Raw genomic sequence first — 25,052 nt, 5'->3', positions numbered from 1 at the left:
CGTCAACTGATACACCGCTATCGCGAGCAGGCTCACTCCTACAGGGGATCTTCGTCGAATCAGGCTGCGCGCTCGTCACCCGGACTGCGCTCGAAATAGCGTTTGTACTCGCGGCTGAACTGCGACGTACTCTGATACCCCACCCGATGCGCGACCTGCGCCACACCCAAGCCTTCCGCCACCAGCAACGTCTGCGCCTTCAACAAGCGCAAACGTTTCAGATACTGCACCGGCGACAACAACGTGCTGCGTTTGAAATGCTCATGAAAGGTCGACACGCTCATGTTCGCGCAACCGGCCAGGGTCTCGACATTCAACGGCTCGGTGTAATGCGCATGCAGATGACTGATCGACGCCGCCACCCGCGCAAATTGGCCCTGCTGCTCGACCAACGCGCGCAACACATCGGCCTGGGGGCCACGCAACGCGACGAACAATAACTCTCGCACCCGCGCCGGCCCGAGAATCTGGCATTCCAGCGGATCGTGCAGGCAACTCAACAGCCGCTCGACACACCCACGCATGTCATCGTCGAGCACCACCGAGGTCATCGACTCCGGTGTCTGCGCCGGAATATGCCTCCCGGGTGCCAATCCCATCGCCAGCACCAGTTCACCGAGCAACACCCGATCAATCGCCACAGTCACCCCGAGCAGCGGCGCATCCGGCAAGGCAAACGTCTCGCACTCGAACGGCACCGGCAGCGCCTGGATCAGATAATGCCCGGCGCCGTACTCCATCGTCCGAGGCCCGAGAAACGCCAGTTTGCTGCCCTGGGCGATGATCATCAGGCTTGGCTCATAAATGTGCGGGCCACGGGCGACGTCGCAACTGGCGCGCAACACCTGCACACCGGGCAACCCGGTCGGGGAATAACCATCGCGCAGCGCCAACGGTTCGATCAGCGAAACCAGCCGGGCATTGGCATCAAGATGACGGGTTAATTGCATCAAAGCTCTTCACTGAAAATGGAGCGAAAAAAGGGATGCAAGCATCATCGCAGATCCCTTTGCCAATGCGACCGATCAAACCCGCATGCCGGAGGATTAGGCATGAGACCCGGAGGAATCGTCATGGCCGACCGGTCAGTCAGCGCCCAGAATGCGCCGCCTCACTTGTTCCTGCTTTTGCGAGGTTTCACATGTACACCGCCATCGGCTATGCCGCCCAATCGGCCACCACTCCCCTCGCCCCGATGAAATTCGAACGCCGCAGCCCGCGCGCCGACGACGTCGCCATCGAGATTCTCTACTGCGGAGTCTGCCACTCCGACATCCATCAGGCGCGCAACGAATGGGGCATCGCCGTTTACCCGTTGATGCCCGGCCACGAGATCGTCGGAAAAGTCACCGCGATCGGTGCGAATGTCACTCAACATAAAGTAGGCGATCTGGTCGGTGTTGGCTGCATGGTCGACTCTTGCCGCACCTGCGAAGCCTGCCAGTCGAACCTTGAGCAATACTGCCTCGAAGGCCCGACCATGACCTACGCCACCCCGGATCGGGTCGATGGCAGCAACACCATGGGCGGTTATTCGGACAGCATCGTCGTCAGCGAGCACTTCGTGGTGCGCATCCCGGAGAAACTGGCTCTGGCCAGCGCCGCGCCGATCCTCTGCGCCGGCATCACCACCTACTCGCCGCTCAAGCACTACGGCGTCAAGGCCGGCGACAAGGTCGGGATTCTCGGCATGGGCGGTCTGGGCCACATGGGCATCAAGTTTGCCAAAGCCATGGGCGCCGAAGTCACGCTGTTCACCCGCTCGGCGAGCAAGGCTGAAGAAGGTCGTCGTCAGGGTGCCGATCATGTGATCGTTTCCACCGACGCCGAGCAGATGAAAGCCGCTGCCGGTTACTTCGACTTCCTGCTCGACACCATTCCGGTGCAGCACGATCTGAACCCCTACCTCGACACCCTGCGTTTCGACGGCGTGCACATTCTGGTCGGTTTGATCGAGCCGGTTGATCCACCGGTACACGCCGGCAAACTGGTGATGAGCCGCCGTGTGCTGGCCGGTTCGTTGATCGGTGGCGTTGCCGAAACCCAGGAAGTGTTGGATTTCTGCGCCGAACACAACATCACTTGCGACATCGAAATGCTCGACATTCGCCAGATCAACGAGGCTTACGCCCGTATGATCGCTGGCGACGTGAAGTACCGTTTCGTCATCGACATGGCGACGCTTAAGGTTTAAACGCGCTTAAACCTTCAAGCCAAGCTCTGCCGAAAGCCGGGCTGTGACCCCTTTGATCAGGGGAATCAGCTCGGCCATTTTTTCCAGCGGCATGTACGGCACGGTGCTGGCGATACTGATCGCCGCGACAATGCCCTTGCTCGCATCGCGAATCGGCGCCGCCACGCAGCGGATCGACGGTTCGTTGTCTTCCAGATCGAAGGCGTAGCCACCGGCGACGTATTCGGTCATGCGTTGCTCAAGCTGTTCCCACGATTGCTGGGGATGCTGCGGCCAGAACTGACTTTTCCCACCGGCCGGCAGACTGATGTCGTACAGGCGCTGCCAATCTTTCGGCGAGTCATCGAGCATCAACGCCTTGCCAATCCCGGTGCGCGCCAACGGCATGCGATGGCCGACCCGCGAGCGCATTTCCGGGCCGTTGCGTCCCGGGTTCTTCAGCAGATACAGCACCTCATCGCCTTCACGAATGCCCAAATGCACGGTGTCGCCGGTCAGCGCCGACAATTCGTCCAGATACGGCGCGGCCAGGGTCACCAGCGGCAACTCTTCGCGGGCCTGAAAACCCAGTTCGATCAGCTTCGGCCCGAGCAGGTAACCGACTTGCGGCACCACGCGCAGGTAACGCTCATCGACCAGGCAACTGGCCAGACGATGGGTGGTGCTGCGTGTGGTGCCGATCAGCCGGGCAATTTCCTTGAGATCGCGGGCGCCACTGGCCACCGCTTGCACCACACCCAAGCCACGCAACAGCGTCTGAGTGCCGGTGGGCGCGGCGTCCTTGGTTTTTTCCGGAGCGTCTTCCTGCATATCCAGCCTTTACCGATGAGCGAGGGAACGGGCGGCATTATGGTCGCCCGATGCAGACCACTACAACTCGATACGCTCGACCTTGCCGACCAGCAGCACGTAGGACAAAGCACCGATCAATGCGAGAACCGCGATATAGGTGATTGCCGGGGCGAACGAATCGCCGCTGGCGAGGAAGCCGATCACGATCGGCGTGGCAATCGCCGACAGGTTGCCGATGAAGTTGAACACCCCACCGGTCAGCCCGAGCAAACGTGCCGGCGCCAACGTAGACACCAGCGACCAGGTGATCGAGGCCAGACCGTTGCCGAAGAACGCCAGCGCCAGAAAGGCAATCACCAGCGGCGTCGACTCAACGAAATTGGCGCCGATGATCGAGGTGGAAATCAGCAGCCCGCCAATAATCGGCAACTTGCGCGCAAAACCGACGGTGTAACCGCGACGAATCAGGAAGTCGGAAAAGAACCCCGAACACAACACGCCAACGAACGCTGCGAGAAACGGCAGTGACGCCAACAGGCCAGACTTGATGAAGTCCATGCCGCGATATTTCACCAGATAGGTCGGGAACCACGTCAGGAAAAACCACAGCGTCGAGTTCAGGCAGAACTGGCCGAGGTAGATGCCCCACAACTTGCGCCTGGTGAGGACGATGCCCAAATCGGTCCAGCTGAATTTGGCTTTGACCTTGGCCGTCTCTTGCTGAATATCGACCAGACCACCGCCCTCGCGGATCAAGTCGATTTCGGCTTCGTTGGCGCCTTTGAAATCCCGTGGCTCGCGATACACCGCGTACCAGATGGCTGCCCAGATAATGCCGACGGCGCCTGTTGCGACGAACACCATGTGCCAGCCGAATTCGTGTTGCAGCCAGGCCAGAACCGGGGTCAGAAATGCCAGACCAACGAACTGCCCCGACGTGTAAAAACCAATCGCCGTGGCGCGTTCCCGCTCGGGAAACCACGTCGTGACCACGCGGCTGTTGATCGGATACGCCGGTGCTTCCAGCGCGCCGACCGCCATGCGCAGCACGAACAGCGCAATGAAACTGGCCGCGAAACCGAGCATCACCGTGGCCAGCGACCACAGCAGCAACGCGACACTGTAAAGAATGCGCGGCGGCACGCGGTCGACCAGCCAGCCGCCGGGGATCTGCATGGCGGCGTAAGTCCAGCCGAACGCGGAGAAAATCAGGCCGACGTGAATCGGATCGATACCCAGCTCACTGGTCAGGGCCGGCGCGGCAATCGACAGGTTACTGCGGTCGAGGTAGTTGATGACCACGGTGATAAACAGCAACACCATGATAAAAAACCGCTTGCGGCTAGGCGTGACTAAAGACGCCTGCCCGGTGAGGGTTTGCGGTTGCATGGGGAGAGCCTCTTTTTATGTTTATTGAGGTCGGCCTGAGGCCTGCACTGCACTCTGTGGGAGCGAGCTTGCTCGCGAAGACGGCGGCACATCTGGCATCAATGTGACTGACCTGCCGCATTCGCGAGCAAGCTCGCTCCCACAGGGGGTTGTGGTATCTCAGAGACAAATCACCACTCGGCAAAACTGCCATCGGCATGACGCCAGATCGGGTTGCGCCAGCGGTGCCCGACTGCCGCACGCTCGATCACATATTCCTCGTTGATCTCGATGCCTAAACCTGGCCCGTTCGGAATCTTCACGAAGCCCTTGTCGTAATCGAACACCCGTGGATCCTTCACGTAGTCGAGCAAGTCGTTGCTCTCGTTGTAATGGATGCCCAGGCTTTGCTCCTGGATAAACGCGTTGTAACAAGCCGCGTCCAATTGCAAACACGCTGCCAGCGCAATCGGTCCCAGCGGGCAATGCAGCGCCAACGCGACGTCGTAGGCTTCGGCCATGTTGGCGATCTTGCGCGTTTCAGTGATGCCGCCGGCGTGGGAAGCATCCGGCTGGATGATGTCGACATAGCCTTCGCTCAACACGCGTTTAAAGTCCCAACGCGAGAACAGCCGCTCACCGAGAGCAATCGGCGTGCTGGTCAACGGCGCCAGTTCTTTCAACGCTTCGTAGTTTTCGCTGAGTACCGGCTCTTCGATAAACATCAGTTTGTACGGGTCGAGTTCCTTCATCAGCACCTTGGCCATCGGCTTGTGCACGCGACCATGGAAGTCGACGCCGATGCCGACGTTCGGCCCCACCGCATCACGCACGGCGGCCACGTTGGCCAGCGCCAGATCGACTTTTTCGAAGGTATCGAGAAATTGCAGCTCTTCAGTGCCGTTCATTTTCACCGCAGTGAAGCCACGGCTCACCGCCTCTTTCGCCGCACGCGCGGTGTCGGCCGGACGATCGCCGCCGATCCACGAATACACGCGAATCTTGTCACGCACCTGGCCACCGAGCAGATCACTCACCGAGACACCGAGGGCCTTGCCCTTGATGTCCCACAGCGCCTGATCGATACCGGCCAGTGCGCTCATGTGGATCGCGCCGCCACGGTAGAAGCCGCCGCGATAGAGCACGGTCCAGATGTCTTCGATATTGCGTGGGTCTTTGCCGATCAGGTAGTCGGACAATTCTTCGACGGCAGCGGCCACGGTGTGTGCGCGGCCCTCAACCACAGGCTCGCCCCAACCGGTAACGCCTTCGTCGGTTTCAACCTTGAGGAAACACCAGCGCGGCGGAACGATGAAGGTCGTGAGTTTGGTGATTTTCATCTCTGCTCTCTTTTGTAAATGCAGCTCTTATTAGATGCAGCGCACGCAGCGCGAAAGTCTTAGCGAAGCGCCTTCCACGCGGCCACGTATGCCTGGGCATTCACCGCCACCTGCTCCGGCGTCATGCCTGATTTGAACAGGCCGGAACCGAGGCCGAAACCTTTCACGCCAGCGTCGATAAACGCCTGCATGTTGTCCGGCGTGATGCCGCCGACCGGCGCCAGCACCGTCCCGGACGGCAACACCGCGAGCCAGGCTTTTACGACCGCCGGGCCCATCTGCTCGGCCGGGAACAGCTTGAGAATGTCCGCGCCCTCCGCCAGCGCTGCGAACGCTTCCGTTGGCGTGGCAACGCCGGGCGATAGATAGAGTCCCGCCGCTTTTGCCGCGCGCAGAACCTTGGCATCGCTGTGCGGCATGACGATCACTTGGCCGCCGGCCTCCTTCACCAACTCGACCTGTTCCGGGGTCAACACCGTGCCGGCACCGATCAGGCAATCGGCGGGCAAGGTCTTGCGCAGGATGCGGATACTTTCGTACGGCGAAGGGGAATTGAGCGGTACTTCGATGACGCGAAATCCGGCGGCATACAGGACTTCTCCGACAGCGGCGGCTTCCTGCGGATGCAGGCCACGCAGGATCGCGATCAGACCGTTTTGCGCCAATGCTTGCTTGAGCATGTCAGGCCTCCAGTCAGGGTTAACGGGATGAGGAATCGATCAGTCCGGCGGCCAGCGCCAGTTGCCACAGACCACGTTCGGTGGCCTGCTCGGCCAGCGTCACGTTGGCGAAACCGCAGGCGTCGAGGGCACGGCGGTAGCGCGCACACAGTTGCGCGTTGCCGATGAGGATGATCGAAGGAAGATTCGGGTTGTCGCGGCGACGGCGTTGAGCGCTGGCCAGTGCTGCCAATTCATGGCCGATCATCAGGCCGGACAGATAATCCGCTTGCGCGGTTGGGCTGAGTTCGCCGGTCAGGCCCAAGGTACGGGCACTGAACAAGGTCGACAGCACGCCCAGCTCGCCGTCCGCCGACTGCGCAACCTGCACACCGCGGTCAAACGCCTGAGCATCGAACGCCGCGCCTTGCTGTTGAGTGCGGCCAAGAATGCTGTGCTCGCTGAGCACGGCGAACACTTCGCCAGTCATGAACGTGTCGAAATGAGTGATGCAGCCATCGACCACGTCGACCCATTTCGAGTGGCTGCCTGGCAGACCGATCAGCAGATCAGCGCCCGCCTCGACCGGCAGATTCTGCAGAACACCCAACACTTGGGTTTCTTCGCCGCGCATCACATTCGGCAGACGCGAACGCTGAATCACGCCCGGCACGATATGCACCCGCGTGCCGCGCAGACTGACAACTGTTTGTAGGGAGTTTCCGAGATTGGCGACATTCGCCGGCGTCTCGCAGTAGGCCGCTTCACGCCAGCCCTGCGCACTGCCGACCATGCCGCAGGCAATCACCGGCAGACCCGGCTGCGCATCGAGCCAGTCGCCGCACGCGTCGTCGAAGGCCAATTCAAAACCATCGGCGCATTCGCGACCGTTGATGATTCGCGGGGTCTTGGGCAACTGCATGATCCCGGACGACAGCGCGCGCTGCTCCAGCACCACACCGCCCGCCGCGAGTTTGTAAGCACGTAATGAGGTCGTCCCCCAGTCGAGCGCGATCAATTGCGCCAGCATCGCTTCACCTGTTTTGTTTTTGGCAGTGAGTGCGACGGACTATAGACCTCTCAGACGGGAAATCTCAATATGTAATTTTGCATCCCATATTATGGGACAAAGCAATCATTGCACGCGCTGCTGTTCAATGACGTGTACGAGGTCAGTTGCTGGAATCAGCATTGACTTCGAATAGTATCCCCCGAATGAGTAAGCTGAGGTAAACACTCTGCAAGAGACGGCGTTACGTTCATTTAATAATGCCAGCAGTTCTTCCGCGCTCATGAAAACATTTGAAACGCCCTCATCCTCCTTTCTCACTGCGGACAATCTAGACGTATAAATATGGTCTAAACCAGACTTATCGGCGTCAACCTCAACAAGATTACCAACAAAATAATTAGTCAATTTATCGGAGTTTTCAAATTCAAGCTCTTTATCCAGAGAGCAAAACAATGTTTCACCCAACTGTGTTTCTCCCGTCGCATCCTTAAAAAAATTCAACACATCGGTCTTCGAACTAAAGCGAACATTCCAAGACAAACTATCGCCCCCTGTAGCGACAGAAATGAATTCAATCTCGGTATCAGGAAGAATCGGCCGCTTGGCACAAGAACTACATAGAAGCATCGTCAGCACAATAAATAGTCGTATCATTTTTTCGATTCCAAATATTGAGTCACTCGCTCATAAACTATATCGCACGCAGACTTTCCACTTTGAAGTTTGGAGGCGAACAGCATACCTGCTTGCCGGTGATTCGCACTGACCGCCTCATTTATATTCGGTCCAGATGTCATGATCCAGCGCTCTCCCAAACTGGCAACAGTATCTGAATCGTCTTTTTCCTTGGGGGATGCCAATATATTTATCCAATAATCTGCCACGGGCTTTGGCGTCGTAAAATAGATATCAGAGAACATCCATACACCTGTACCACCGCCAACAGGATCGAGTGTTACCAATATCTTGACTGTATAACCTCGCTCTTTCAAAATCGAGGTCAAATGTGCACCATTCCACCCCCCAAGGCTATGACCAACAATCACAAGATAAACCGTCTTATCACCTTTTAACGGGCGTATTACATACTTCTCGATATCCTTCTCACCGCGAACATCCTTATAGCTTATATAAGGCAAATTAACGTCGAGCTTTTGTTCCGGAGACAATCTGTTCGACAACTGATTCCAGGCATTTTGCACGTTATGATGAGGAGGTTCATTCTGGTAATACTCCTCTTTATCCCCAGCACCGCCAATAAAGAAAATGGCTACCTTTTTCACTTTGACAGTAACTTGCTTGACGCTCTGGTCAGTCTTGCAGGTCAACTCATGGCCAGCCACTTCAGTTTTGCAGTCTCTGAGTGCAGGATTTTCGACTTCCATTTCGATCACTCTACAAACAATTTAATAGTTTCAGCCAAGTGAGAACTCACCATATGGGTAAAGCCCCGCTCATTGGTGATGCCATGTTCTATGCGCCCATCACCTCGCTGGATCGCATACGGATGATCGGGGATAGGCTCGCCAGTCGCCTCGTTAACCACTTGCAACCTGTCCGTAAAATGCGCCGGCATCGGCAACAGCCCACTAAACGCTGCCCCGCCGCCACTCTGGCCGATAATCACCGTCCCTGAACCACCAACCACGACATTGCCATGGCCTCCGGTGCTATCGAGCGTGGCCGCGTTCAGGCCGTTGATGAATACGGTGCCGGAAACGGCTCCGGTAATCGGGCTGCCACACGCCGATTTATCGGTCATGCGCGCGGCGGCGAGACCGTCGAAGAAGACGTTCGGCGAGCCGGAGGCAATCGGGTTGGTGCCATGGCCTGGCAATGGGCAGGCGGTCGGGTCGGTGACGCGTGCAGCGGGTTTACCACTCAATTCAAAGCTCCTTGCTTCAGGGGTTCCGGGTGCGGCTGATGAATATCGATGTCGGTCGCGGCGAAGCGCCAGCGGTTGTCGACGGGGTCGAACAGGGCGTGGCAATGCTCACGGCTGTCGGGTGATGCGGCGGTTTGCAGGTGTCGCCAGGCTTCGTCGGTTTGCCAGGCCAGTTCAGCCGGCGAGGCGTCGTCGAGTTCGTTGAGCCAGGCGTTGTAGTTGCGCAGGTGATTACGCTCGTAAGTCGATTGCAGCAGTTCGGCCATTTGTGCGCCGAGGTCGAGATGATGCTGGACCGTCCACTGGCCGATCTCGGAATAGACGTACCAGCCCATCGGCATCAACCCGCCGTCCTTGAGCAGCGAATGCCCGGCAGGGGCGACGAAACCACAGCAAATGTGCAGCGTCAGCCAGCCTTGATGGGCGTCGATAAACGCCGTCGGATCGAAGGTGCGCAGCGGTATCACGCGGTATTCGGCGAGCCCGGCGCTGCGGGCCATCAACTCGGCATCAAGGCGTGACACGAACGCGCGAATGGCGCTGCCGCCCGTGCGGTTTGTCATGCACAGAATGTCGACCGGTTGGCGCTGGGGGTTGTCGCTCGAGCCTGAGTCTTTCACCAGGCCATACAGACGCATTGACGCCCGTAGTCCGCTCATCGCCGGTCACTCGTTGACGCAGCGAAGGCTCCACGGGCGTGGAGAAGTTGTGCCAGAGGCATTGCAGGTGTCGTCCGTGAGCGCGCAAAAATGGCGCGTAGAATGCCGGACTAGAGCGCTGGCGACAATCGAATTACTGCCGGATTGCCATCACTGTGTTCAGCCCTCGGCAAACTCACGCAGGACCTGACCATCCATGCGGTAGCGCACCCACTCTTCCTGAGGTTGCGCGCCGAGGGATTTGTAGAATTCGATCGCCGGCGTGTTCCAGTCCAGCACGCTCCATTCGAAGCGGCCGCAGTCGTTGTCGCAGGCGATTTTCGCCAAGTGGCGCAGCAGGGTTTTGCCGGCACCGCCGCCGCGTTGCTCCGGGGTGATGTAGAGGTCTTCGAGGTACAGGCAGTTGCTGCCGAGCCAGGTCGAATAGCTGAAGAAAAACACCGCGAAACCGATCGGCAAACCATCACGCAGGCAGATCAGACCGTGGGCGGTGGCGCCTTCGCCGAACAGGCTGCGTTCGATGTCGGCGACGCTGGCGATGACTTCGTGACGGGCCTTTTCGAAATCGGCGAGTTCAGTGATGAAGGCGAGAATTTGCGGAGCATCGCTGGGGGTCGCCGGGCGGATGTCGATCGTCATGGACGGGCCTTGTCGGAAAAGGAAAACGCCATACTAAGGCCGTGGGCGGCGCTCGTCACATGGCAAAACACACACTATCCTGCGCAATGTTGCAAACACTGCAGTTCCCTGTGGGAGCGAGCCTGCTCGCGAAGGCGGACTGTCAGTGACATTGCGGTGACTGATACTGCCTCTTCGCGAGCAGGCCCGCTCCCACAGGGACTTCGACAATCTGAAAGGATGCTTATGAACTTAGATAGTTTTACACCCGTGGCGGCACTGGCAGCAGAGTTACTGCCCCACGCCCTGGAGCCGTCCGATGACGGCGCCCACGACCTCGCCCACCTGCAACGGGTCTGGCACAACGTACGTACGCTGCATGAAGAAGAAGGCGGCGATCTGGAGGTGTTGTTGGCCGCCGTGCTCTTGCACGATTGCGTGGCTGTCGAGAAGAACTCGCCACTGCGCGCGCAAGCCTCGCGACTGGCGGCGGAAAAAGCTTCATCGGTGCTCGCCGCGATGAACTGGCCCGAAGAAAAAATCACGGCCGTAGCCCACGCCATCGAAGCCCACAGTTTCTCCGCCAACCTCACGCCACGCACTCTTGAAGCGAAAATCGTCCAGGATGCCGATCGTCTCGACTCTCTGGGCATGCTCGGCGTCGCCCGTACTTTCTACATTGCCGGGCGCATGGGCTCGGCGCTGTACGACCCACAGGATCCCGAAGCGAAACAACGCGACTACGACGACAAGCGGTTTTGCCTCGATCATTTCCAGACCAAGCTGTTACACCTCGCCGACGGTTTCCAGACCGTCGCCGGCCAGCGGCTGGCGCAAGTCCGTCATCAACGTCTGAAGGGTTTCATGGAGCAGTTCAAGGAAGAGATCGGCATCGCCTGACGCGTTACTCCGGCGCACAGCAATCCTGACTTCGCCAACCTCAGACCTAACCCCCGCGCCGGGCGTGTTAAACAGATGACGCTGAATTTTTCCGGTCAAGGAACCGCGTCATGTCGCCAGTAACACCCAAGGTTTCAGGCAAGCTGTTCGGCCTGTTCTGTCTCGCCAGTTATCTGCTGTCGCTGTCCTATGGCACGACGTTTTTGTTGTCGCTGCTGATCGCTTCTCGCGGTGGCAATGAACAGGATGCCGGCAGTGTGATTTCAGCGGCGATGCTCAGTACCTTTGTCGCAGTGCTGGTGTCCGGGCATCTGTCGGACTGGCTCGGTGCGGCACGTTCGATTGCCCTGTTCGGGCTGTTGCTGGTGGCGGCGAGTCTGGGCTTTGCGATGACGCCGGGCTTTGGTCATCTGCTGTTGTTTTTCGGCTTGCTGTTGGGATTGGGTTGGGGCGTTTTCTATACGTTGGGGCCGATCATCGTCGCCAGTCTGGTGACGCCAACGCAACGAGCCAAATACTTTGCGTTGTTGTCGGGCAGCATGATGACCGGTATCGGCAGCGGCCCATTGCTCGGGCGTGCGGCGAGTGCAGTGGGTTTGCCGGTGACCTCGGCGTTTTATCTGGCGGCGTTGGCAAGCCTGATCGGTGTGCTGCTGTTCTGGCAACTCGGCGCAAAACTGCAAACCACGCAGGCCACAACCGCTGCAAAAATCACCTGGCAGGCGAGCACTCAAGTACTCAGCTCGCGCGCGCTGTTCCCCATCCTCATGGTCGGTCTCGGCGGATGCGTGTTCGGTGGCCTGTCCAGCTTCCAGACCAGCTATGCCACCGCCCGCTCGCTGGATTACTCAGTGTTCTTTCTGGGTTTCATGAGTGCGGCGATCAGCAGCCGGATGTTGATCGCAGGCTATGTAGTCAAACGTGATCCGTTGCGCGCGTCGTGTCTGTTGTCCGGACTGATGCTGGCTTCGATTGTGCTGTTCGCGTTCGGCGTGCACAGCGGATTCAGCTATCTGCTGGCAGCGGTGATGCTCGGCGTCGGTTATGGCCTGACCTATTCGGTGATCAACGGTTTGGCGGCCAACGAAGCACCGGCCAACACCACGTCACAGGCCTTGTTGCTGTTCAGTCTTTCGTACTTTATCGGCGTGTTTGGTTTCCCGTTACTGGCCGGGAAAATCATCGTTGAGCACGGCATGCGCACGCTGCTTTTGACGGTTTTGATCGTCGCGTTAGCCAACTGGTTGATTACCCTCGGCCGCTTGCTCTGGCGGCGAATAAATCTGAAAGCCACGCAGGCAACCTAGACCGTTCGTCGCTGATCAGGCACCAATCCGATTACTGGGCAGACCAACGACAGGTAAGGATTCCAATCACTGGAGACGCCCTATGATCCCGTCAAGGTTGACCGCTTTCGTATTCAGCGCCCTGCTCTGCCCTGCGGTTTTCGCCGCATCCGCCACCGCTGCGGGCACTGGCCCTACCGATCCGACCCCGCCACGCGCCCCCGCCATCAACAGTGCCCCCGGTATGAACACCGATGGCTCGGGCGTGCCGTTGATCAATCAGCCTCCTGCGACGGGTACCGATCCGCGCACTCAGGGCAGTGATCCGGGCCGTCAGGGCGGTATGAACACCCCCGATGCCCCCGCAACGCCAGACAACGCGGGCCCCGGCATCGGCTCGAAAACCACCACCGGTGGCTCCGGTTCCGAAGGCTCCGGTCAGTAGTTCGCCGACGCGAGCGTCCTATTCAATCCAATGAAGAGGTAACCATGAACGTCGATAAAAACCTGGAAAAAGAAGTCCTCACCCGCCTGCTGCACGCCCACCCGAGTGGTCTGGGCAAGGAGGTGCTGGACAATTACCGGGGCGAGAAAGTCGTGGCCAGTGCCCTCGCCGCTTTGCAGGATCGCGGACTGATTCACCACGGTCATGTGACCTGCAACGAGGCCGGCGAACATTCGTTGAACCTGCCGATCAAGCTGAGTGCGGCCGGGGTTGAAGCAGCGCGCAAACTGGATAGCTGAGCGATATGATCGTGTGATCGTGTGATCGTGTGATCGTGTGATCGTGTGATCGTGTGATCGTGTGATCGTGTGATCGCTAATAATGCAGGAGCTGCAGTTGGCTGCGATCTTTACTTTTATAAGATCAAAAGATCGCAGCCTTCGGCAGTTCCTACATTGGATCTGAGGCGAACATAAATCCCCTGTGGGAGCGAGCTTGCTAGCGAAAGCTATCTATCAGGCACCGCCGGAATCGAGGATAAACGCATCCACTTCAGCCGCGCCCGGCGAAGTCGCAGGCCCCCACCGCGTCACCGCCAAAGCTGCCGCCGCATTCGCCCGTCGCGCGGCTTCATGCGCTGTCAAACCCTGCGCCAGTCCCGCGACAAAGACGCCGGCATGGGCATCGCCGGCACCATTGCTGTCCACCGCTTTCACAGCAAACCCCGGCACTTGCCGACGCTCGTCACCTTGATGAATCCAGCAGCCTTGCGGCCCGTCACGCACAACCATCAGCACGTCGCTGGACAGATGCTCAGCGAGACGATCAAGCGCCACCGCAATCTCCTCAGCCCCGGTAAAGCGCAGCGCTTCAACACTGTTGCTGGTCCACACATCGATGCGTGGCAACAACGCCTGCATCATCGGTGAATCCGGCGACTCCACCAGCGGGCCTGGATCAAACACCACGTTGATCGCCGCCGGCAACGCCAATGTCCAATCGAGCAATGCCTGGGCCTTGCCTTCGTGGAGCAGGCTGTAGCCGCTGAGATAAACGTAATCGCCCGCCTCGGCCGCGACGCTGTTCAAATCCTCTTCGGTCACCTCACCTTCAGCGCCGATATAGGAAATGAAGCTGCGCTCGGCCGACGCATCGGTCAGTGCCACACACAAACCGGTGTCTTTCGGTGCGGATTCGGTGATGCCGATGTGAATTCCCTCGGCATTCATCGCCTGACGCGCGAGATCGCCGAAACGCCCACTGCCATGCCGACCGAGATACACCACCGGCAGGCCGTTACGCACCGCCGCCGCCATCACGTTGAAACCGCCGCCCGCTTCGAAACCGGCCGACTGCGCCAGCACGTCACCGCCAATCTGCGGCAGTTTATCCACGGCCATGACCAGGTCGATGATGACCTGGCCGGTGTGCAACATCTTAGGCATGAGCATTCTCGGTTTGCGCGGCGCGGCGATCTTTCGCCCCGCCGAGGACGAAGTAAATGCCACCGGCCACCACGAACGTCACGATCCAGCCGAGGCCGTTGTGGCCCAGCCACGAGTCGGACAGGAAGCCTTTGAACCAGACGTTCTCTGCAGTGGTGCCGATGGTGGTGAAGCTGAAGCCGAGGACGATGGCAATCGCCCACGCACCAAACGCGCGCCATTCGATGCCGCCGCGATACCAGTAAGCACTGCTCGGACTGACGTCGAGCAGATCTTTCGGGCTGTAGTAGTGACGGTGAATCAGGTCAATCACGAAAATCCCGACCCACGCGGTGATCGGCACCGCCAGCAGGGAAATGAAGGTGATGAACGGGCCGTAGAAGCTGTCGGCGATCAGCATGAAGTAGATCGAACCGGCGAAGATCGCGACGATATCGACCACTACTGCGTAGACGCGTTTGACCTTGAGGCCGAGGGTCAGCGTGGTCAGACCGGCGGAGTACACCGACAGGTTGTTCGACAGCAACAGACCACCGAACGCGGTGATCAGGTACGGCACCGCCATCCACGTTGGCAGCATGTCGCGGATCGCCACGATCGGGTCAGTCGCCGACGCCAGATCGTTGTTGCCCACCGACAGCAAGCCGCCGAGTGTGATCAGTAACACCAGCGGAATACCCGCACCGAATGCGGCGGACGCGACCAGTCGCACAGCCTTGACGCTGCGATGCTGATAGCGCGACATGTCGGCGCCAGCGTTGGCCCAACCAATCCCGGTGCCGGCAGCCATGGTGCCGATGCCGATGATCATTGCGCTCATCGGCGCTGGCGTGGCGTTGAACACCGCGCTCCAGTCGATGGTCGCGCAGAGGAAGCCGCCAACGAGAATGTTCAGCGCGCCGAACACGTAGGTCGCCCACTTCTGGATGACCAGCAAGGTCGCGTGACCGAGGCCGGACACCGACAGGGTCAGCAGGACGAAAATCGCGATGAAGATCAGCGTCAGTATTGGCGCACTTTTCGCTTCCACCGGCGAGCCAAACAGGATCGAGCACAGCGACAGCAGCACGAATGCAGCGGTGGTGGTGTTGACCGTTTCCCAACCGAGACGCGACATCAGCGAGACCAGCGTCGGGCCGATATTGCCGCGCACGCCGAAGATCGCTCGCGACAAGGTCAGGCTCGGCGCACGACCACGTCGACCGGCAATCGAGATGATTCCGACCACCGCAAACGAACCGGCAGCGCCGATGATCGCGACAATGATCGCCTGCCAGATCGCCAGCCCGCGAAACGCCACCAGTGTGGCGCCCAGCGGCAGACCGAGGATGGAGATGTTGGCGGCGAACCAGACCCAGAACAGTTGCAGCGGATGGCCGTTGCACTCGGCTTCCGGAACCGGTTCGATGCCGCGGGTTTCCAGTTGCCCGGCGCTTTGCCCGGCGTTTGATGAACTCATGAAGGTGCTCCTGTTTGCCTTTTTTGTGGTTGTGGCAATGATGCAAAACGACAAGACATCGCGGCCGTCCTCGGCCTGTCTGCGCGATCCATTGCGGGTTGAAAATTCAAAATTTGCGGTGCGGCCTTCGCGAGCAAGTCGAATCGTCGCACCGTCGCTCCCACATTAGATTTATGGCGTTCACATAACCCCTGTGGGAGCGAGCTTGCTCGCGAAGACGTCAGCCCAATCAGCGCAAAGCCAACAGCCCCTGCACCAACGGCTCAAGCTCCAAATGATTAACGGCCTTAACCGTCTCGATCATCTCGGCAGGCCAACTCTCAAGACCCAGGCAGGCCCCGAGCATCGCGCCAAGAATCGCCGCGATGGTGTCAGTGTCACCGCCAAGGCTGGCGGCCATGCACAGCGCATCAAACGCGTTCATCTCACCGACCGCCACTTGCTGCGCCAGCGCGAACGAGACCACCACCGACTCCTGCGACGCCACCGAAGTACCGATCACGTCGTAGAGCAGATCCGCGAGCAGAGCCTTGTCGCTATCGACACTGATGGTGCGCGCCCAACTGATGCGTGAAGCAATACGCCCACCGGCCACCCAATGGCCGTGTGATTCCGCTTGTTGAGCGATTTGCTGACCGAGGTTCAACGCCTCGCCCAGATCAATACCGTTGATGCCAGCGGAAACCACCGCTGCCACCGCCGCGGCACTGGAAATCCCCAGTGTGGTGTTGTGGGTCACTTGGCAGGCCTGTACCACCGCCGCGATGAAGCGCTCGGGATCGGTGACATCTGCCGCAATCCCGACTGGAGTGATGCGCATCGCCGCGCCGTTGGTGGTGCCGTAGCGCCCCGCTTCCTCCGGCGAATGACCGGCGAGGATCATTTCGATCGCACGTTTGGTCGATGGCCCAAGCAAGTCCTGCGAGCCCTTGGCCTGCATCTCGGCTTCCCACTCGATCAAGCGTTGCGCGAGGATCGCCGGCTCGATGCGGCCCTTGCCTTCAACCAACAATTCGCCGACCAGGATTGCCTGTTCGGTGTCGTCGGTGATCGAGCCTTTGGGCATGTTCGCGGCAATCGGTTGCAGCGGCCCGGCGTCCTGCAGATCGGTGATTGTGCCGAAGCGGGTCTTGATCGTTTCGCGGTTCAGCGATTGGGTCGGCATGCCCAGCGCGTCGCCGAGGGCCAGGCCATAAAAAGCGCCGAGGGCACGGTTGAGCGCGGTCATTTCGATTTTCCAAATTGCAGGTGCAGACGGAAATGCACCGGGTCGAGCAGGCTTTCGACCAGCTCCATGAAACGGTTCTGGCGGTCGTAGGTGGTGCGCAGAGCTTTGAGGAACACCGTGCCCTCAGGGCGGCCAAGCAGTGCGGCGTCTTCGGCATTCAGCGGTTCGGCGCCGATCCATTGATCGCCGCGTTCGCCGATGTAGCCGTAGGCGGCCAGGGTGATGGTCAGGGAATTATCGATCAGGCCGACGCGCGGCAGGCTTTCCAGGCCGCCGGTCGCGGGCATCAAAGAGCGTTCGAGGGACACCAGCGTGCCGTCGTTGGAGCGACGACGACGGTCGAGAGTGATGAAGTTTTCCGTACCGAAACGCGAGAGCAGATCGGGCCGGGTCACCGCTTCCAGACGCAGCACTTCGGTGTTGATCAGCGCCCCGCTGTCAGCCAGTGCCTGCGCCCAGCCGCTACGCTGATCAAGCGCTACACCATCGAAGGTGACGATGGAGCCGACGCCGCTTTGCGTGGCGATGTAATTGCGCCGTTTCAATTCGGCCAGCGCTTCGCGCAATGTGCCACGGCTGACGTTGAATTCTTGAGCCAACTGATGCTCGCCGGGCAACAGAAAGCCGTCCTCCATGAGGCCGCTTTCGATGCGTCGGACGAGCTCGTCGACCACCCGTTGTTTCTTGTCAAATCGTACCTGTCTAATCATGTACAAATTGATAACCGAAAGGGGTGCGAACGGGCAAGGAAAATTTGGGGGGAGAGACAGAAGGTTGAAAGTCAAAAGCACCCTCACCCTAGCCCTCTCCCGGAGGGAGAGGGGACTGAATGGGGGATGCTCAAGAAGTACGCCGACCTGAAAGTGCTTCGCCGAATCCACAATCGACGACCCCTTTCAGGTCGACGGATCACCTCGGTCGGCCCTTCCCCTCACCCTAAGGGAGAGGGGACTGAATGGGGGATGCTCAGGAGGTTCGCCGACCTGAAAGCTCCTTGCTCAATCCATAATCGACACAATCTTTCAGGTCGATGTATCACGCCAGACACCTCGGTCGGCCCCCTCTCCCTCCGGGAGAGGGCTGGGGTGAGGGGCTCTTGATTCTAGCGTTGCTTCAGTCGGTCAATGACCACAGCCAGCAGCAGGATCGACCCACGAATCACATACTGATAAAACGTGTCGATGTTCTTCAGGTTCATCGCATTCTCAATAATCGCCAGGATCAACACCCCGGCAATCACATGCCGGATCATGCCGATCCCGCCGCTCAACGATACCCCGCCCAACACGCAAGCCGAGATCACCGTCAGCTCAAATCCCTGACCAATCATCGGCTGCCCCGAGGTCATCCGCGATGCCAGAATCACCCCGGCCAACGCGCCAATCACACCGTGCACGGCAAAAATAATGATCTTGGTGCGATCAACGTTCACGCCCGCCAACAACGCTGCTTCCTGGTTGCCACCGATGGCCATGGTATTGCGCCCGTAGGTGGTGTAATTCAGCAGCCAGCCAAAAAACAGGAAGCAGACGATGGTGATCAGAATCGGCACCGGTACGCCAAACAGCTGGCCGTTACCGAAGACGAAAAACGATTCCTGCGACACACCTACCGCTTTGCCGTTGGCAAAAATGTACGCCAGACCACGAACGATCTGCATGGTCGCCAACGTCGTGATCAAGGCATTGACGCGCAACTTGGCAATCACGATCCCGTTGATCAGCCCAACAATAAGGCCCATCACCAACGCTGCGCTGACACCGAGAAACACGCTGTTGGTGTCGCGCATCACCACCGCCGCGACCACGCCGGCGCAGGCAATCACCGAGCCCACCGACAAGTCGAAATGACCCGACGCCAGGCAGTACAACATCGTGCACGCGGCGATCCCGGTGGTGGAAATCGCCAGGCCCAATCCGCGCATGTTCAGCGGCGAAAGGAAGTTGTCGATCAGCAGCGTGCAGGCAATGAAAATGCCGATCGCCGCCAGCAGCATGACCCAGTCATCAAGGAAGCGGCGCATGTCCAACGGTTTGCGCTCTTTGGGCAGGGTTTCGTTTTGGGTTGTCATCATAGTCACCTCTCAGTTCGCCACGCCGTCAGCGCGGTGGCGCGGCAAAGCCAGTTGCAGCAGGTTGGATTCATTGGCCTGGTCGCGGCTGATTTCGCCGCGCAGGGCGCCTTCGCAGAGCACCAGAATGCGGTCGGAAATGCCCATCACCTCCATCAGATCGCTGGACACCACGATCACCGAAATACCCTCAGCAGCGAGGTTATGGATGATCTGGTAGATCTCAGCCTTGGCGCCGATGTCGATGCCACGCGTCGGCTCATCGAGCAGCAGCACTTTCATCGGCATCGACAGCCAGCGGCCGAGAATGGCCTTCTGCTGATTGCCGCCGGAGAGGAACTTGATCTGCTGACCGGCGTGCGGTGTTTTCACTTTCAGCGCTTTGATCTGTTTGTCGGCGTTGCCCTTTTCCCACAGACCGCGAATCAGGCAGCCAAGACCCGAATGGGCGCCACGTGCACTGATGTTGATGTTCTCGGCGACGCTGGCCAGCGGGATGATGCCTTCCTTCTTGCGATCCTCCGGACACAGCAAAATGCCCGCCGCAATCGCGTCTCGCGGTGAGCGCAGTTTCAATTCATGACCGCGCAATTCGAGGCGCCCGGCCGTGTTACGTTCGAGCCCGCTGAGCAAACGAAACAGCTCGGTGCGCCCTGCCCCGACCAGTCCGAACAGGCCAAGGATTTCGCCTTTGTGCGCCTCGAAACTGATCGGTTCGCGCAGGCCCGGACCGAGCAGGCCGGTGACCTTCAGGGCGACGGCGCCGCGTGGACGATGGCGATAATCGTAGATGTCCTGAATGTCGCGACCGACCATGCAGGTCACCAGTTGATCGTGGGTCAGCTGGCTCATGTCATCGAAGGTGCGCACGTAGCGGCCGTCCTTGAACACCGTCACCGCATCGCAGATGCGGAACACTTCTTCCATCCGGTGCGAGACGTAGAGCACGACTTTGCCCTCGTCACGCAGGCGGCCGATGATCGCCATCAAGCGGTCGATCTCGCGCGCCGAGAGGCTACTGGTCGGTTCGTCGAAGGCGATCACATGGGCGCCGCGCGATAATGCTTTAGCAATTTCCACCAATTGTCGCTGGCCGAGGGACAGACGTCCGACCTTGGTCTGCGGATCGATTTCGTCGGCCAGGCCTTTAAGACAATTCAGCGCTTGCTGGCGCAGCGTGCCGCGATTGATCAAACCGAAACTGGCCGGCAGATGACCGAGAAACAGGTTTTCGGCGACGGTCATTTCCGGCACCAGATGCAGCTCCTGGTGAATCACCGCGACGCCGCTGCCGATGCTGTCAGCGGTCGACTTGAACGCCATGGTCTGCTCGCCGATCTGCAACTCGCCGCTGCTCGGGATGTAAGCGCCGCCGAGGATTTTCAGCAGGGTCGATTTGCCGGCGCCGTTCTCGCCCATCAAGGCATGAACCTGGCCCGGATGCGCGACGAAGCTGATCGCGTCCAGCGCTTTCACACCGGGAAAGGTTTTACCAATCCCGCTGAAGCGCAGGCTGCCGCTGGCGCTGTGTTGTTGTGTCTGTACTTGCGCGTGCATAAAGCCACCTCTTCACACCAGAAAACGGCCCGGCTGCCCGGGCCGTCGCGGCATCAGTTCCACAAGCCGATTTTTTCCAGCTCTTGCTTGAAGTTTTCGCGGGTGATCAGGGTGACGTCGTCCATCGCGGTGTACTTCGGCGGTTCTTTGCCGGTGGTCACCCACTCGTACATCATCTCGGCAGTCTTGTAGCCTTCGATGTGCGGGCTTGGCAGCATCGAGCCGAAGAAGCCGCTGTTAGGCTTTTTCAGTTCGCCGATGGCGTCGGTACCGTTGATACCGATGCCGATCACGTTGGCGGCGGCGAACCCGGCCGCTTCAGTGGCGCGCACGCCGCCGAGCACGGTGTTGTCGTTCATGCCGCCGATGATCAGGTTTTTCGCCGCGCTCGGCAGTTTCACCAGCGCCGAGTTGGTCGCGTCCATGCTGCCCGGTACGTCGAGGGTTTTCAGTGCGGCGAACAGAATGTGGTCTTTCGGCATACCGGCATCTTCGAGGGACTTTACCGAGCCGTCGGTGCGCTTCTTGCCGGTGTCGAGTTCGTTATAGGTGTTGACCACCGCGTAGGTGTCTTTCCAGTCCCAGTTACGCTTTTTCGCTTCGGCGACCATGGCGTTGCCCTGCTTCTGGCCGACCTCGAACGCGGCCATGCCGAGGTACGGCACGTCTTCCATGAACTTGCCGTTGGCGTCGACGAAACGGTCATCGACAGCAATCACTTTCAGATCATTGAGTTTGGCTTTGGCCATGATTGCCGGGCCGAGCGACACATCCGGCGGGCAGATCACAAAGCCCTTGGCGCCGTTGGCAGCGAGGCTGTCGATGGCCGAGAGGGTTTTCTCGCCATCCGGCACAGCGATCTTGATCAGTTCGAAACCTTTGTCCTTGGCGGCTTTCTCGGCGAAGGCCCACTCGGTCTGGAACCACGGCTCTTCAGCCTGCTTGACCAGAAAACCGATTTTCACGGTGTCGGCAGCGAGCAGCGAACTGCTCAGGCTGAATGCAGTGACCGCCAGGGCGGTAGTGCACAGGGTACGAATCCCGAAACGACGTTTCATAAGCTGACTCCTTGTTATTTTTTTTGAGCAATGTTTTGAAAAGCGTTAAAGCGTGTTCCTGCAAAGCCTGTTGAAAATAGTCATATCGTATGATGATTGCATTTCACCCGGATCTATCCGCGTGAAAGCTGCAGCGCTCAGTCGTGGTACATCACCGAGCGGCCACCATCGATGGTGATGCATGACGCGTTGATAAACGGTGCTTCATCACTGGCCAGAAACACCGCAGTCATCGCCACTTCCAGCGGCTGACCGATGCGTTTCGGCGGGTGCAGATCGAAGGCGCGCTGACGCTCGGCGTGCGGGTCGGCGAAACCGTTCCAGTAATCGACGTTCAGTTGCGTTTCGATGTAGCCGGGTGCGATGGCGTTGACGCGAATGCCCTTCGCGGCGTATTCGATGCCGAGTGCGCGGGTCAGGCCGAGCAAACCGTGCTTGGCCACCGGATACGGGAAGCAGCCGGGAATAATGTGGCTGGAGTGGGTCGAGGCAATGTTGATGATGCTGCCAACACCCTGCTCGATCATCTGTGGCAGCGCCGCTTTGCAGCCGAACCAGGCGCCGTCCAGATCGATGGCGAAGCAGCGATGCCAGTCTTCTTCGGTCATTTCCAATGGATCGCGAAATACGTTGACCCCGGCGCAGTTGACCAGCACGTCGATGCGCCCGTGCAGTTCAACAGCGAGTTTGGCCATGGCATGCAGATCCTGCTGACGCGAAACGTCAGCCTTCAGCGCCTGCACATCAAAGCCCTGCTCACGCCAATGGGCGGCGACTTGCTCGACTTTCTCGGCCTGGATATCGCTGATCACCAGTTTTGCTTGCTGCGAGGCGAAAGCGGCGACGATGGCTTCGCCGATGCCTTGCGCGGCGCCGGTGAGCAACACCACTTTGTTTTGCAGTCGCTCGCCCTTCGGCGGTGCGGGCACCGGCGGCAGGGAAAGAGGTTCAGTCATGGAGCAGGACTCCTGTTTCGCCGGCGCAAAAAAACCGGGCATCTGACGATGTCCGGCTCGGAATGCGTTGGGAACAAAACAGGCAGGCGCCACCGACGGCATCGAGCCGTTGCGAGACGCGGACTCCGCATGGGAGTGCGATGGAAATTCGCTGCATCACTTCACCTGTTTTGTTCTTTTTAAGTGTGAGTGCGTGTTACTGCTGCAGCCGACTATAAACCCGACTACCAAATAATCTCAATATATAATTTTGCATCCCATATTTTGGGATTTATTCCGCAAAGCGCGTACAGAGTTTTCCTGCGACATCCACGCGCATCGACAGCACTGCACCATCCAATGGATGGTTGTGCGGGCTCTGGGCGCTGGTGATGAACAGGGTTTTCAGGTCTTCACCGCCGAACACACAACTGGTCGGGCGACTGACGGGCAGATCGATTTTGCGCTCGACCTTGCCATCAGGCGTCAGCCGCAGCAGACAACTGCCGTCCCAACGGGCATTCCACACGAATCCTTCGGCATCCATCGCCGAGCCGTCCGGACCGCCCTGCTGATCGGGGCCGTACCAGACTTGCGCAGCATCGAGGTTGCCGTCGGTGTGAATGAAATAGCGGTGCAACGTGCTGTCGAGGCTGTCACCGAACAGCAGTGTGGTGCCGTCGTCACTCCACAGCAGCGTGTTGGGTATGCCCAGGCCACGCAGCAAAGGCGTGACGCGCTTATCCGAATCGATCCGGAACAGGCCACCGGAGCGACGAGTGATCGGCAGATCTTCACCCTGCTCACCGATGTTGTTTTGCATGGTGCCGAGCCACAACCGGCCCTGAGCATCGCAACGTGCTTCATTGGGGCGATTGCCGGGTTGCGGGTCGGCGACACAGAACAGCGTCAGACGTGGTTCGAGACCCGGGGAGTCGAGATCGAGACGGTAGACGCCGCTGCTCAGGGTCACCAGTGCATCGCCTCTGGCGCAGGGGATGAACGCAGAAACGTGCTCGGGCATTTGCCAGATCTGCACGTTCTGGCCGATCAGGCGTAGGGCCTGTTTGCCAGCGATGTCTACCCAGTACAGCGCTTGGGTCGGCGCGTCCCAGAACGGGCCTTCACCGAGTTGGGCGCGGTGTTGGGTCAGGGCGGTCCACGGCATATAACGGTCTCCAATGTTCTTGTTTTTACTGTAGGAGTGAGCCTGCTCGCGATCGCGGTGGATCAGTCGAATCCGCTTTGCCTGATACGACGCTATCGCGAGCAGGCTCACTCCTACAGGGGGGAATCTGTGTGTTTAGCCGGCTTTTTTGTCAGCCATGACTTTCGGGTAGAAGCGTTTGATTGCCAGGTCTGCGTTGTCGATCAGGGTCATACACGCCCAAACGCCACGTGCGGAATCGCGGGCGGCGATGGCATCAGCCATGTCTTTGTGGATCGGCAAGGTACGGCGCAGTTCATCCGGGTCGGCCGCAGAAACTTCAAACGACACCGCAAGCAGCGCACCAAGGGCCGGGACCATTTGTTCGATAAATTGATTGTGGCTGGCGGCGAGGATGCATTCGTGGAAGACCTGATCGGCGCGGTTGTAATCGATGCCGCTGTCGACCGCGCGCTCAAGGGCGTTGTAGGCCAGTTGCACCGCTTCGATCTGTTCCAGGGTCGCCCGCTCGCAGGCCCAGCGTACGGCCATGGGTTCGATGGTGCGGCGCAGGTCGAGCAAGTCATCGACGAAGTTTTCCGGCAAACCGTTGCGCGATAGCCAACCGACGACTTGCGGATCAAACAGATTCCAGCGCCGCACGGGGAGTACGCGGGTGCCGACTTTCGGCCCCACTTCGAGCATGCCTTTGGCGACGAGGGTTTTGATCGCTTCGCGGATGACCGTGCGGCTGACGCCGAGCTGTTCGCCCAGATCGGCCTCGACTTTGATCGTCTGCCCGGGTTTGACCTGGCCAGCGGCGATCCAGCTGCCCAGCCAGTCAACGGTCGACGCATGAAAGCTGCTGGACATGAACACCTCAAAGCGGATCGCGATGGGTGATCAAGCTAATCATCATATGATTGGGTGTCAATCAGGATTTAAAGCTGAAATACAAACCCCTGTAGGAGTGAGCCTGCTCGCGATCGCGGTG

The 25,052-nt window shown here is 59.3% G+C and carries 26 protein-coding genes; 5 read left to right on the top strand and 21 right to left on the bottom strand.

What is annotated here, in order from left to right; all coding sequences use genetic code 11:
- Window positions 1-59: 59 nt before the first annotated feature.
- Window positions 60-950, bottom strand: coding sequence for an AraC family transcriptional regulator (locus FGA82_RS10505; protein ID WP_141127035.1), 891 nt, complete (start codon window positions 948-950; stop codon window positions 60-62).
- Between the two features lie 191 nt (window positions 951-1,141).
- Between FGA82_RS10505 and FGA82_RS10500 the strand changes: the two genes are divergently transcribed.
- On the top strand, window positions 1,142-2,194 hold the full coding sequence (locus FGA82_RS10500) for an NAD(P)-dependent alcohol dehydrogenase (protein ID WP_141127034.1): 1,053 nt from the start codon (window positions 1,142-1,144) through the stop codon (window positions 2,192-2,194).
- Window positions 2,195-2,200: 6 nt separating this feature from the next.
- On the opposite strand, the gene FGA82_RS10495 is transcribed toward FGA82_RS10500, so the two are convergent.
- From FGA82_RS10495 to FGA82_RS10450, 10 genes are all read right to left on the bottom strand, one after another.
- A complete protein-coding gene (locus tag FGA82_RS10495; protein ID WP_008085521.1) occupies window positions 2,201-3,004 on the bottom strand; it encodes an IclR family transcriptional regulator in 804 nt (267 codons plus the stop codon).
- 60 nt (window positions 3,005-3,064) lie between these two features.
- Entirely contained in the window at window positions 3,065-4,375 is a 1,311-nt protein-coding gene (locus FGA82_RS10490) for an MFS transporter (protein WP_141127033.1), read from the bottom strand.
- Window positions 4,376-4,545: 170 nt separating this feature from the next.
- A complete protein-coding gene (dgoD, locus tag FGA82_RS10485; RefSeq protein ID WP_007908327.1) occupies window positions 4,546-5,694 on the bottom strand; it encodes a galactonate dehydratase in 1,149 nt (382 codons plus the stop codon).
- A gap of 59 nt (window positions 5,695-5,753) precedes the next feature.
- Entirely contained in the window at window positions 5,754-6,374 is a 621-nt protein-coding gene (locus FGA82_RS10480; protein ID WP_141127032.1) for a 2-dehydro-3-deoxy-6-phosphogalactonate aldolase, read from the bottom strand.
- Window positions 6,375-6,393: 19 nt separating this feature from the next.
- Window positions 6,394-7,383, bottom strand: a complete 990-nt coding sequence (locus tag FGA82_RS10475) for a 2-dehydro-3-deoxygalactonokinase (RefSeq protein ID WP_141127031.1) — start codon at window positions 7,381-7,383, stop codon at window positions 6,394-6,396.
- A gap of 105 nt (window positions 7,384-7,488) precedes the next feature.
- A complete protein-coding gene (locus FGA82_RS10470) occupies window positions 7,489-8,019 on the bottom strand; it encodes a hypothetical protein (protein ID WP_141127030.1) in 531 nt (176 codons plus the stop codon).
- A complete protein-coding gene (locus FGA82_RS10465) occupies window positions 8,016-8,750 on the bottom strand; it encodes a hypothetical protein (RefSeq protein WP_141127029.1) in 735 nt (244 codons plus the stop codon). The genes FGA82_RS10470 and FGA82_RS10465 overlap by 4 nt, the downstream gene beginning before the upstream one ends.
- A 5-nt stretch (window positions 8,751-8,755) precedes the next feature.
- A complete protein-coding gene (locus tag FGA82_RS10460) occupies window positions 8,756-9,250 on the bottom strand; it encodes a PAAR domain-containing protein (protein WP_141127028.1) in 495 nt (164 codons plus the stop codon).
- Window positions 9,247-9,909 carry a hypothetical protein gene (locus FGA82_RS10455; protein ID WP_141127027.1) on the bottom strand — a complete coding sequence of 221 codons (663 nt, stop codon included), beginning with the start codon at window positions 9,907-9,909 and terminating at the stop codon, window positions 9,247-9,249. The genes FGA82_RS10460 and FGA82_RS10455 overlap by 4 nt, the downstream gene beginning before the upstream one ends.
- A gap of 159 nt (window positions 9,910-10,068) precedes the next feature.
- Entirely contained in the window at window positions 10,069-10,548 is a 480-nt protein-coding gene (locus FGA82_RS10450; RefSeq protein WP_038364457.1) for a GNAT family N-acetyltransferase, read from the bottom strand.
- Window positions 10,549-10,773: 225 nt separating this feature from the next.
- Between FGA82_RS10450 and FGA82_RS10445 the strand changes: the two genes are divergently transcribed.
- From FGA82_RS10445 to FGA82_RS10430, 4 genes are all read left to right on the top strand, one after another.
- Window positions 10,774-11,427: an HD domain-containing protein gene (locus FGA82_RS10445; RefSeq protein ID WP_141127026.1), complete on the top strand. Its 654-nt coding sequence runs from the start codon at window positions 10,774-10,776 to the stop codon at window positions 11,425-11,427.
- Between the two features lie 110 nt (window positions 11,428-11,537).
- Window positions 11,538-12,734, top strand: a complete 1,197-nt coding sequence (locus FGA82_RS10440; RefSeq protein ID WP_141127025.1) for an MFS transporter — start codon at window positions 11,538-11,540, stop codon at window positions 12,732-12,734.
- Window positions 12,735-12,816: 82 nt separating this feature from the next.
- Window positions 12,817-13,158 carry a hypothetical protein gene (locus FGA82_RS10435; protein ID WP_008085503.1) on the top strand — a complete coding sequence of 114 codons (342 nt, stop codon included), beginning with the start codon at window positions 12,817-12,819 and terminating at the stop codon, window positions 13,156-13,158.
- A gap of 44 nt (window positions 13,159-13,202) precedes the next feature.
- The gene (locus FGA82_RS10430) at window positions 13,203-13,457 is read left to right on the top strand and encodes a hypothetical protein (RefSeq protein ID WP_092279308.1); all 255 of its coding nucleotides are present in this window, start codon (window positions 13,203-13,205) and stop codon (window positions 13,455-13,457) included.
- A gap of 216 nt (window positions 13,458-13,673) precedes the next feature.
- Here FGA82_RS10430 and FGA82_RS10425 read toward each other — a convergent pair whose 3' ends face one another.
- The 10 genes from FGA82_RS10425 to FGA82_RS10375 form a co-directional block, all read right to left on the bottom strand.
- Window positions 13,674-14,603 carry a PfkB family carbohydrate kinase gene (locus FGA82_RS10425; protein ID WP_141127024.1) on the bottom strand — a complete coding sequence of 310 codons (930 nt, stop codon included), beginning with the start codon at window positions 14,601-14,603 and terminating at the stop codon, window positions 13,674-13,676.
- Complete coding sequence (locus tag FGA82_RS10420) at window positions 14,596-16,062, bottom strand: purine-cytosine permease family protein (RefSeq protein ID WP_141127023.1); 1,467 nt, start codon at window positions 16,060-16,062, stop codon at window positions 14,596-14,598. Before FGA82_RS10420 ends, FGA82_RS10425 begins: the two co-directional genes overlap by 8 nt.
- A 229-nt stretch (window positions 16,063-16,291) precedes the next feature.
- Window positions 16,292-17,290, bottom strand: a complete 999-nt coding sequence (locus tag FGA82_RS10415) for an ADP-ribosylglycohydrolase family protein (protein ID WP_141127022.1) — start codon at window positions 17,288-17,290, stop codon at window positions 16,292-16,294.
- Complete coding sequence (locus tag FGA82_RS10410; protein ID WP_141127021.1) at window positions 17,287-18,000, bottom strand: GntR family transcriptional regulator; 714 nt, start codon at window positions 17,998-18,000, stop codon at window positions 17,287-17,289. The genes FGA82_RS10415 and FGA82_RS10410 overlap by 4 nt, the downstream gene beginning before the upstream one ends.
- A 392-nt stretch (window positions 18,001-18,392) precedes the next feature.
- On the bottom strand, window positions 18,393-19,361 hold the full coding sequence (gene araH, locus FGA82_RS10405; RefSeq protein ID WP_042704903.1) for an L-arabinose ABC transporter permease AraH: 969 nt from the start codon (window positions 19,359-19,361) through the stop codon (window positions 18,393-18,395).
- 12 nt (window positions 19,362-19,373) lie between these two features.
- A complete protein-coding gene (araG, locus tag FGA82_RS10400; protein WP_141127020.1) occupies window positions 19,374-20,918 on the bottom strand; it encodes an L-arabinose ABC transporter ATP-binding protein AraG in 1,545 nt (514 codons plus the stop codon).
- Window positions 20,919-20,971: 53 nt separating this feature from the next.
- Window positions 20,972-21,976 carry a substrate-binding domain-containing protein gene (locus tag FGA82_RS10395; RefSeq protein ID WP_122592145.1) on the bottom strand — a complete coding sequence of 335 codons (1,005 nt, stop codon included), beginning with the start codon at window positions 21,974-21,976 and terminating at the stop codon, window positions 20,972-20,974.
- A gap of 137 nt (window positions 21,977-22,113) precedes the next feature.
- The gene (locus FGA82_RS10390; RefSeq protein WP_141127019.1) at window positions 22,114-22,932 is read right to left on the bottom strand and encodes an SDR family oxidoreductase; all 819 of its coding nucleotides are present in this window, start codon (window positions 22,930-22,932) and stop codon (window positions 22,114-22,116) included.
- Between the two features lie 271 nt (window positions 22,933-23,203).
- Window positions 23,204-24,079: an SMP-30/gluconolactonase/LRE family protein gene (locus tag FGA82_RS10385; RefSeq protein WP_141127018.1), complete on the bottom strand. Its 876-nt coding sequence runs from the start codon at window positions 24,077-24,079 to the stop codon at window positions 23,204-23,206.
- Between the two features lie 135 nt (window positions 24,080-24,214).
- Entirely contained in the window at window positions 24,215-24,931 is a 717-nt protein-coding gene (locus tag FGA82_RS10375) for a FadR/GntR family transcriptional regulator (RefSeq protein WP_095120571.1), read from the bottom strand.
- Window positions 24,932-25,052: the final 121 nt, after the last annotated feature.

It is taken from the genome of Pseudomonas fluorescens (assembly GCF_005938625.1).
GTDB classification, from domain to species: Bacteria; Pseudomonadota; Gammaproteobacteria; order Pseudomonadales; family Pseudomonadaceae; genus Aquipseudomonas; species Aquipseudomonas fluorescens_BD.
This window is presented reverse-complemented; position numbering and strand designations above follow the sequence as displayed.

Excerpts from the sequence above, each read along its gene's own strand:
- FGA82_RS10505 (WP_141127035.1), bottom strand. The coding sequence starts at position 950 with ATGCAATTAACCCGTCATCTTGATGCCAATGCCCGGCTGGTTTCGCTG.
- FGA82_RS10500 (WP_141127034.1), top strand. The coding sequence starts at position 1,142 with ATGTACACCGCCATCGGCTATGCCGCCCAATCGGCCACCACTCCCCTC.
- FGA82_RS10495 (WP_008085521.1), bottom strand. The coding sequence starts at position 3,004 with ATGCAGGAAGACGCTCCGGAAAAAACCAAGGACGCCGCGCCCACCGGC.
- FGA82_RS10490 (WP_141127033.1), bottom strand. The coding sequence starts at position 4,375 with ATGCAACCGCAAACCCTCACCGGGCAGGCGTCTTTAGTCACGCCTAGC.
- dgoD (WP_007908327.1), bottom strand. The coding sequence starts at position 5,694 with ATGAAAATCACCAAACTCACGACCTTCATCGTTCCGCCGCGCTGGTGT.
- FGA82_RS10480 (WP_141127032.1), bottom strand. The coding sequence starts at position 6,374 with ATGCTCAAGCAAGCATTGGCGCAAAACGGTCTGATCGCGATCCTGCGT.
- FGA82_RS10475 (WP_141127031.1), bottom strand. The coding sequence starts at position 7,383 with ATGCTGGCGCAATTGATCGCGCTCGACTGGGGGACGACCTCATTACGT.
- FGA82_RS10470 (WP_141127030.1), bottom strand. The coding sequence starts at position 8,019 with ATGATACGACTATTTATTGTGCTGACGATGCTTCTATGTAGTTCTTGT.
- FGA82_RS10465 (WP_141127029.1), bottom strand. The coding sequence starts at position 8,750 with ATGGAAGTCGAAAATCCTGCACTCAGAGACTGCAAAACTGAAGTGGCT.
- FGA82_RS10455 (WP_141127027.1), bottom strand. The coding sequence starts at position 9,909 with ATGAGCGGACTACGGGCGTCAATGCGTCTGTATGGCCTGGTGAAAGAC.
- FGA82_RS10450 (WP_038364457.1), bottom strand. The coding sequence starts at position 10,548 with ATGACGATCGACATCCGCCCGGCGACCCCCAGCGATGCTCCGCAAATT.
- FGA82_RS10445 (WP_141127026.1), top strand. The coding sequence starts at position 10,774 with ATGAACTTAGATAGTTTTACACCCGTGGCGGCACTGGCAGCAGAGTTA.
- FGA82_RS10440 (WP_141127025.1), top strand. The coding sequence starts at position 11,538 with ATGTCGCCAGTAACACCCAAGGTTTCAGGCAAGCTGTTCGGCCTGTTC.
- FGA82_RS10435 (WP_008085503.1), top strand. The coding sequence starts at position 12,817 with ATGATCCCGTCAAGGTTGACCGCTTTCGTATTCAGCGCCCTGCTCTGC.
- FGA82_RS10430 (WP_092279308.1), top strand. The coding sequence starts at position 13,203 with ATGAACGTCGATAAAAACCTGGAAAAAGAAGTCCTCACCCGCCTGCTG.
- FGA82_RS10425 (WP_141127024.1), bottom strand. The coding sequence starts at position 14,603 with ATGCCTAAGATGTTGCACACCGGCCAGGTCATCATCGACCTGGTCATG.
- FGA82_RS10420 (WP_141127023.1), bottom strand. The coding sequence starts at position 16,062 with ATGAGTTCATCAAACGCCGGGCAAAGCGCCGGGCAACTGGAAACCCGC.
- FGA82_RS10415 (WP_141127022.1), bottom strand. The coding sequence starts at position 17,290 with ATGACCGCGCTCAACCGTGCCCTCGGCGCTTTTTATGGCCTGGCCCTC.
- FGA82_RS10410 (WP_141127021.1), bottom strand. The coding sequence starts at position 18,000 with ATGATTAGACAGGTACGATTTGACAAGAAACAACGGGTGGTCGACGAG.
- araH (WP_042704903.1), bottom strand. The coding sequence starts at position 19,361 with ATGACAACCCAAAACGAAACCCTGCCCAAAGAGCGCAAACCGTTGGAC.
- araG (WP_141127020.1), bottom strand. The coding sequence starts at position 20,918 with ATGCACGCGCAAGTACAGACACAACAACACAGCGCCAGCGGCAGCCTG.
- FGA82_RS10395 (WP_122592145.1), bottom strand. The coding sequence starts at position 21,976 with ATGAAACGTCGTTTCGGGATTCGTACCCTGTGCACTACCGCCCTGGCG.
- FGA82_RS10390 (WP_141127019.1), bottom strand. The coding sequence starts at position 22,932 with ATGACTGAACCTCTTTCCCTGCCGCCGGTGCCCGCACCGCCGAAGGGC.
- FGA82_RS10385 (WP_141127018.1), bottom strand. The coding sequence starts at position 24,079 with ATGCCGTGGACCGCCCTGACCCAACACCGCGCCCAACTCGGTGAAGGC.
- FGA82_RS10375 (WP_095120571.1), bottom strand. The coding sequence starts at position 24,931 with ATGTCCAGCAGCTTTCATGCGTCGACCGTTGACTGGCTGGGCAGCTGG.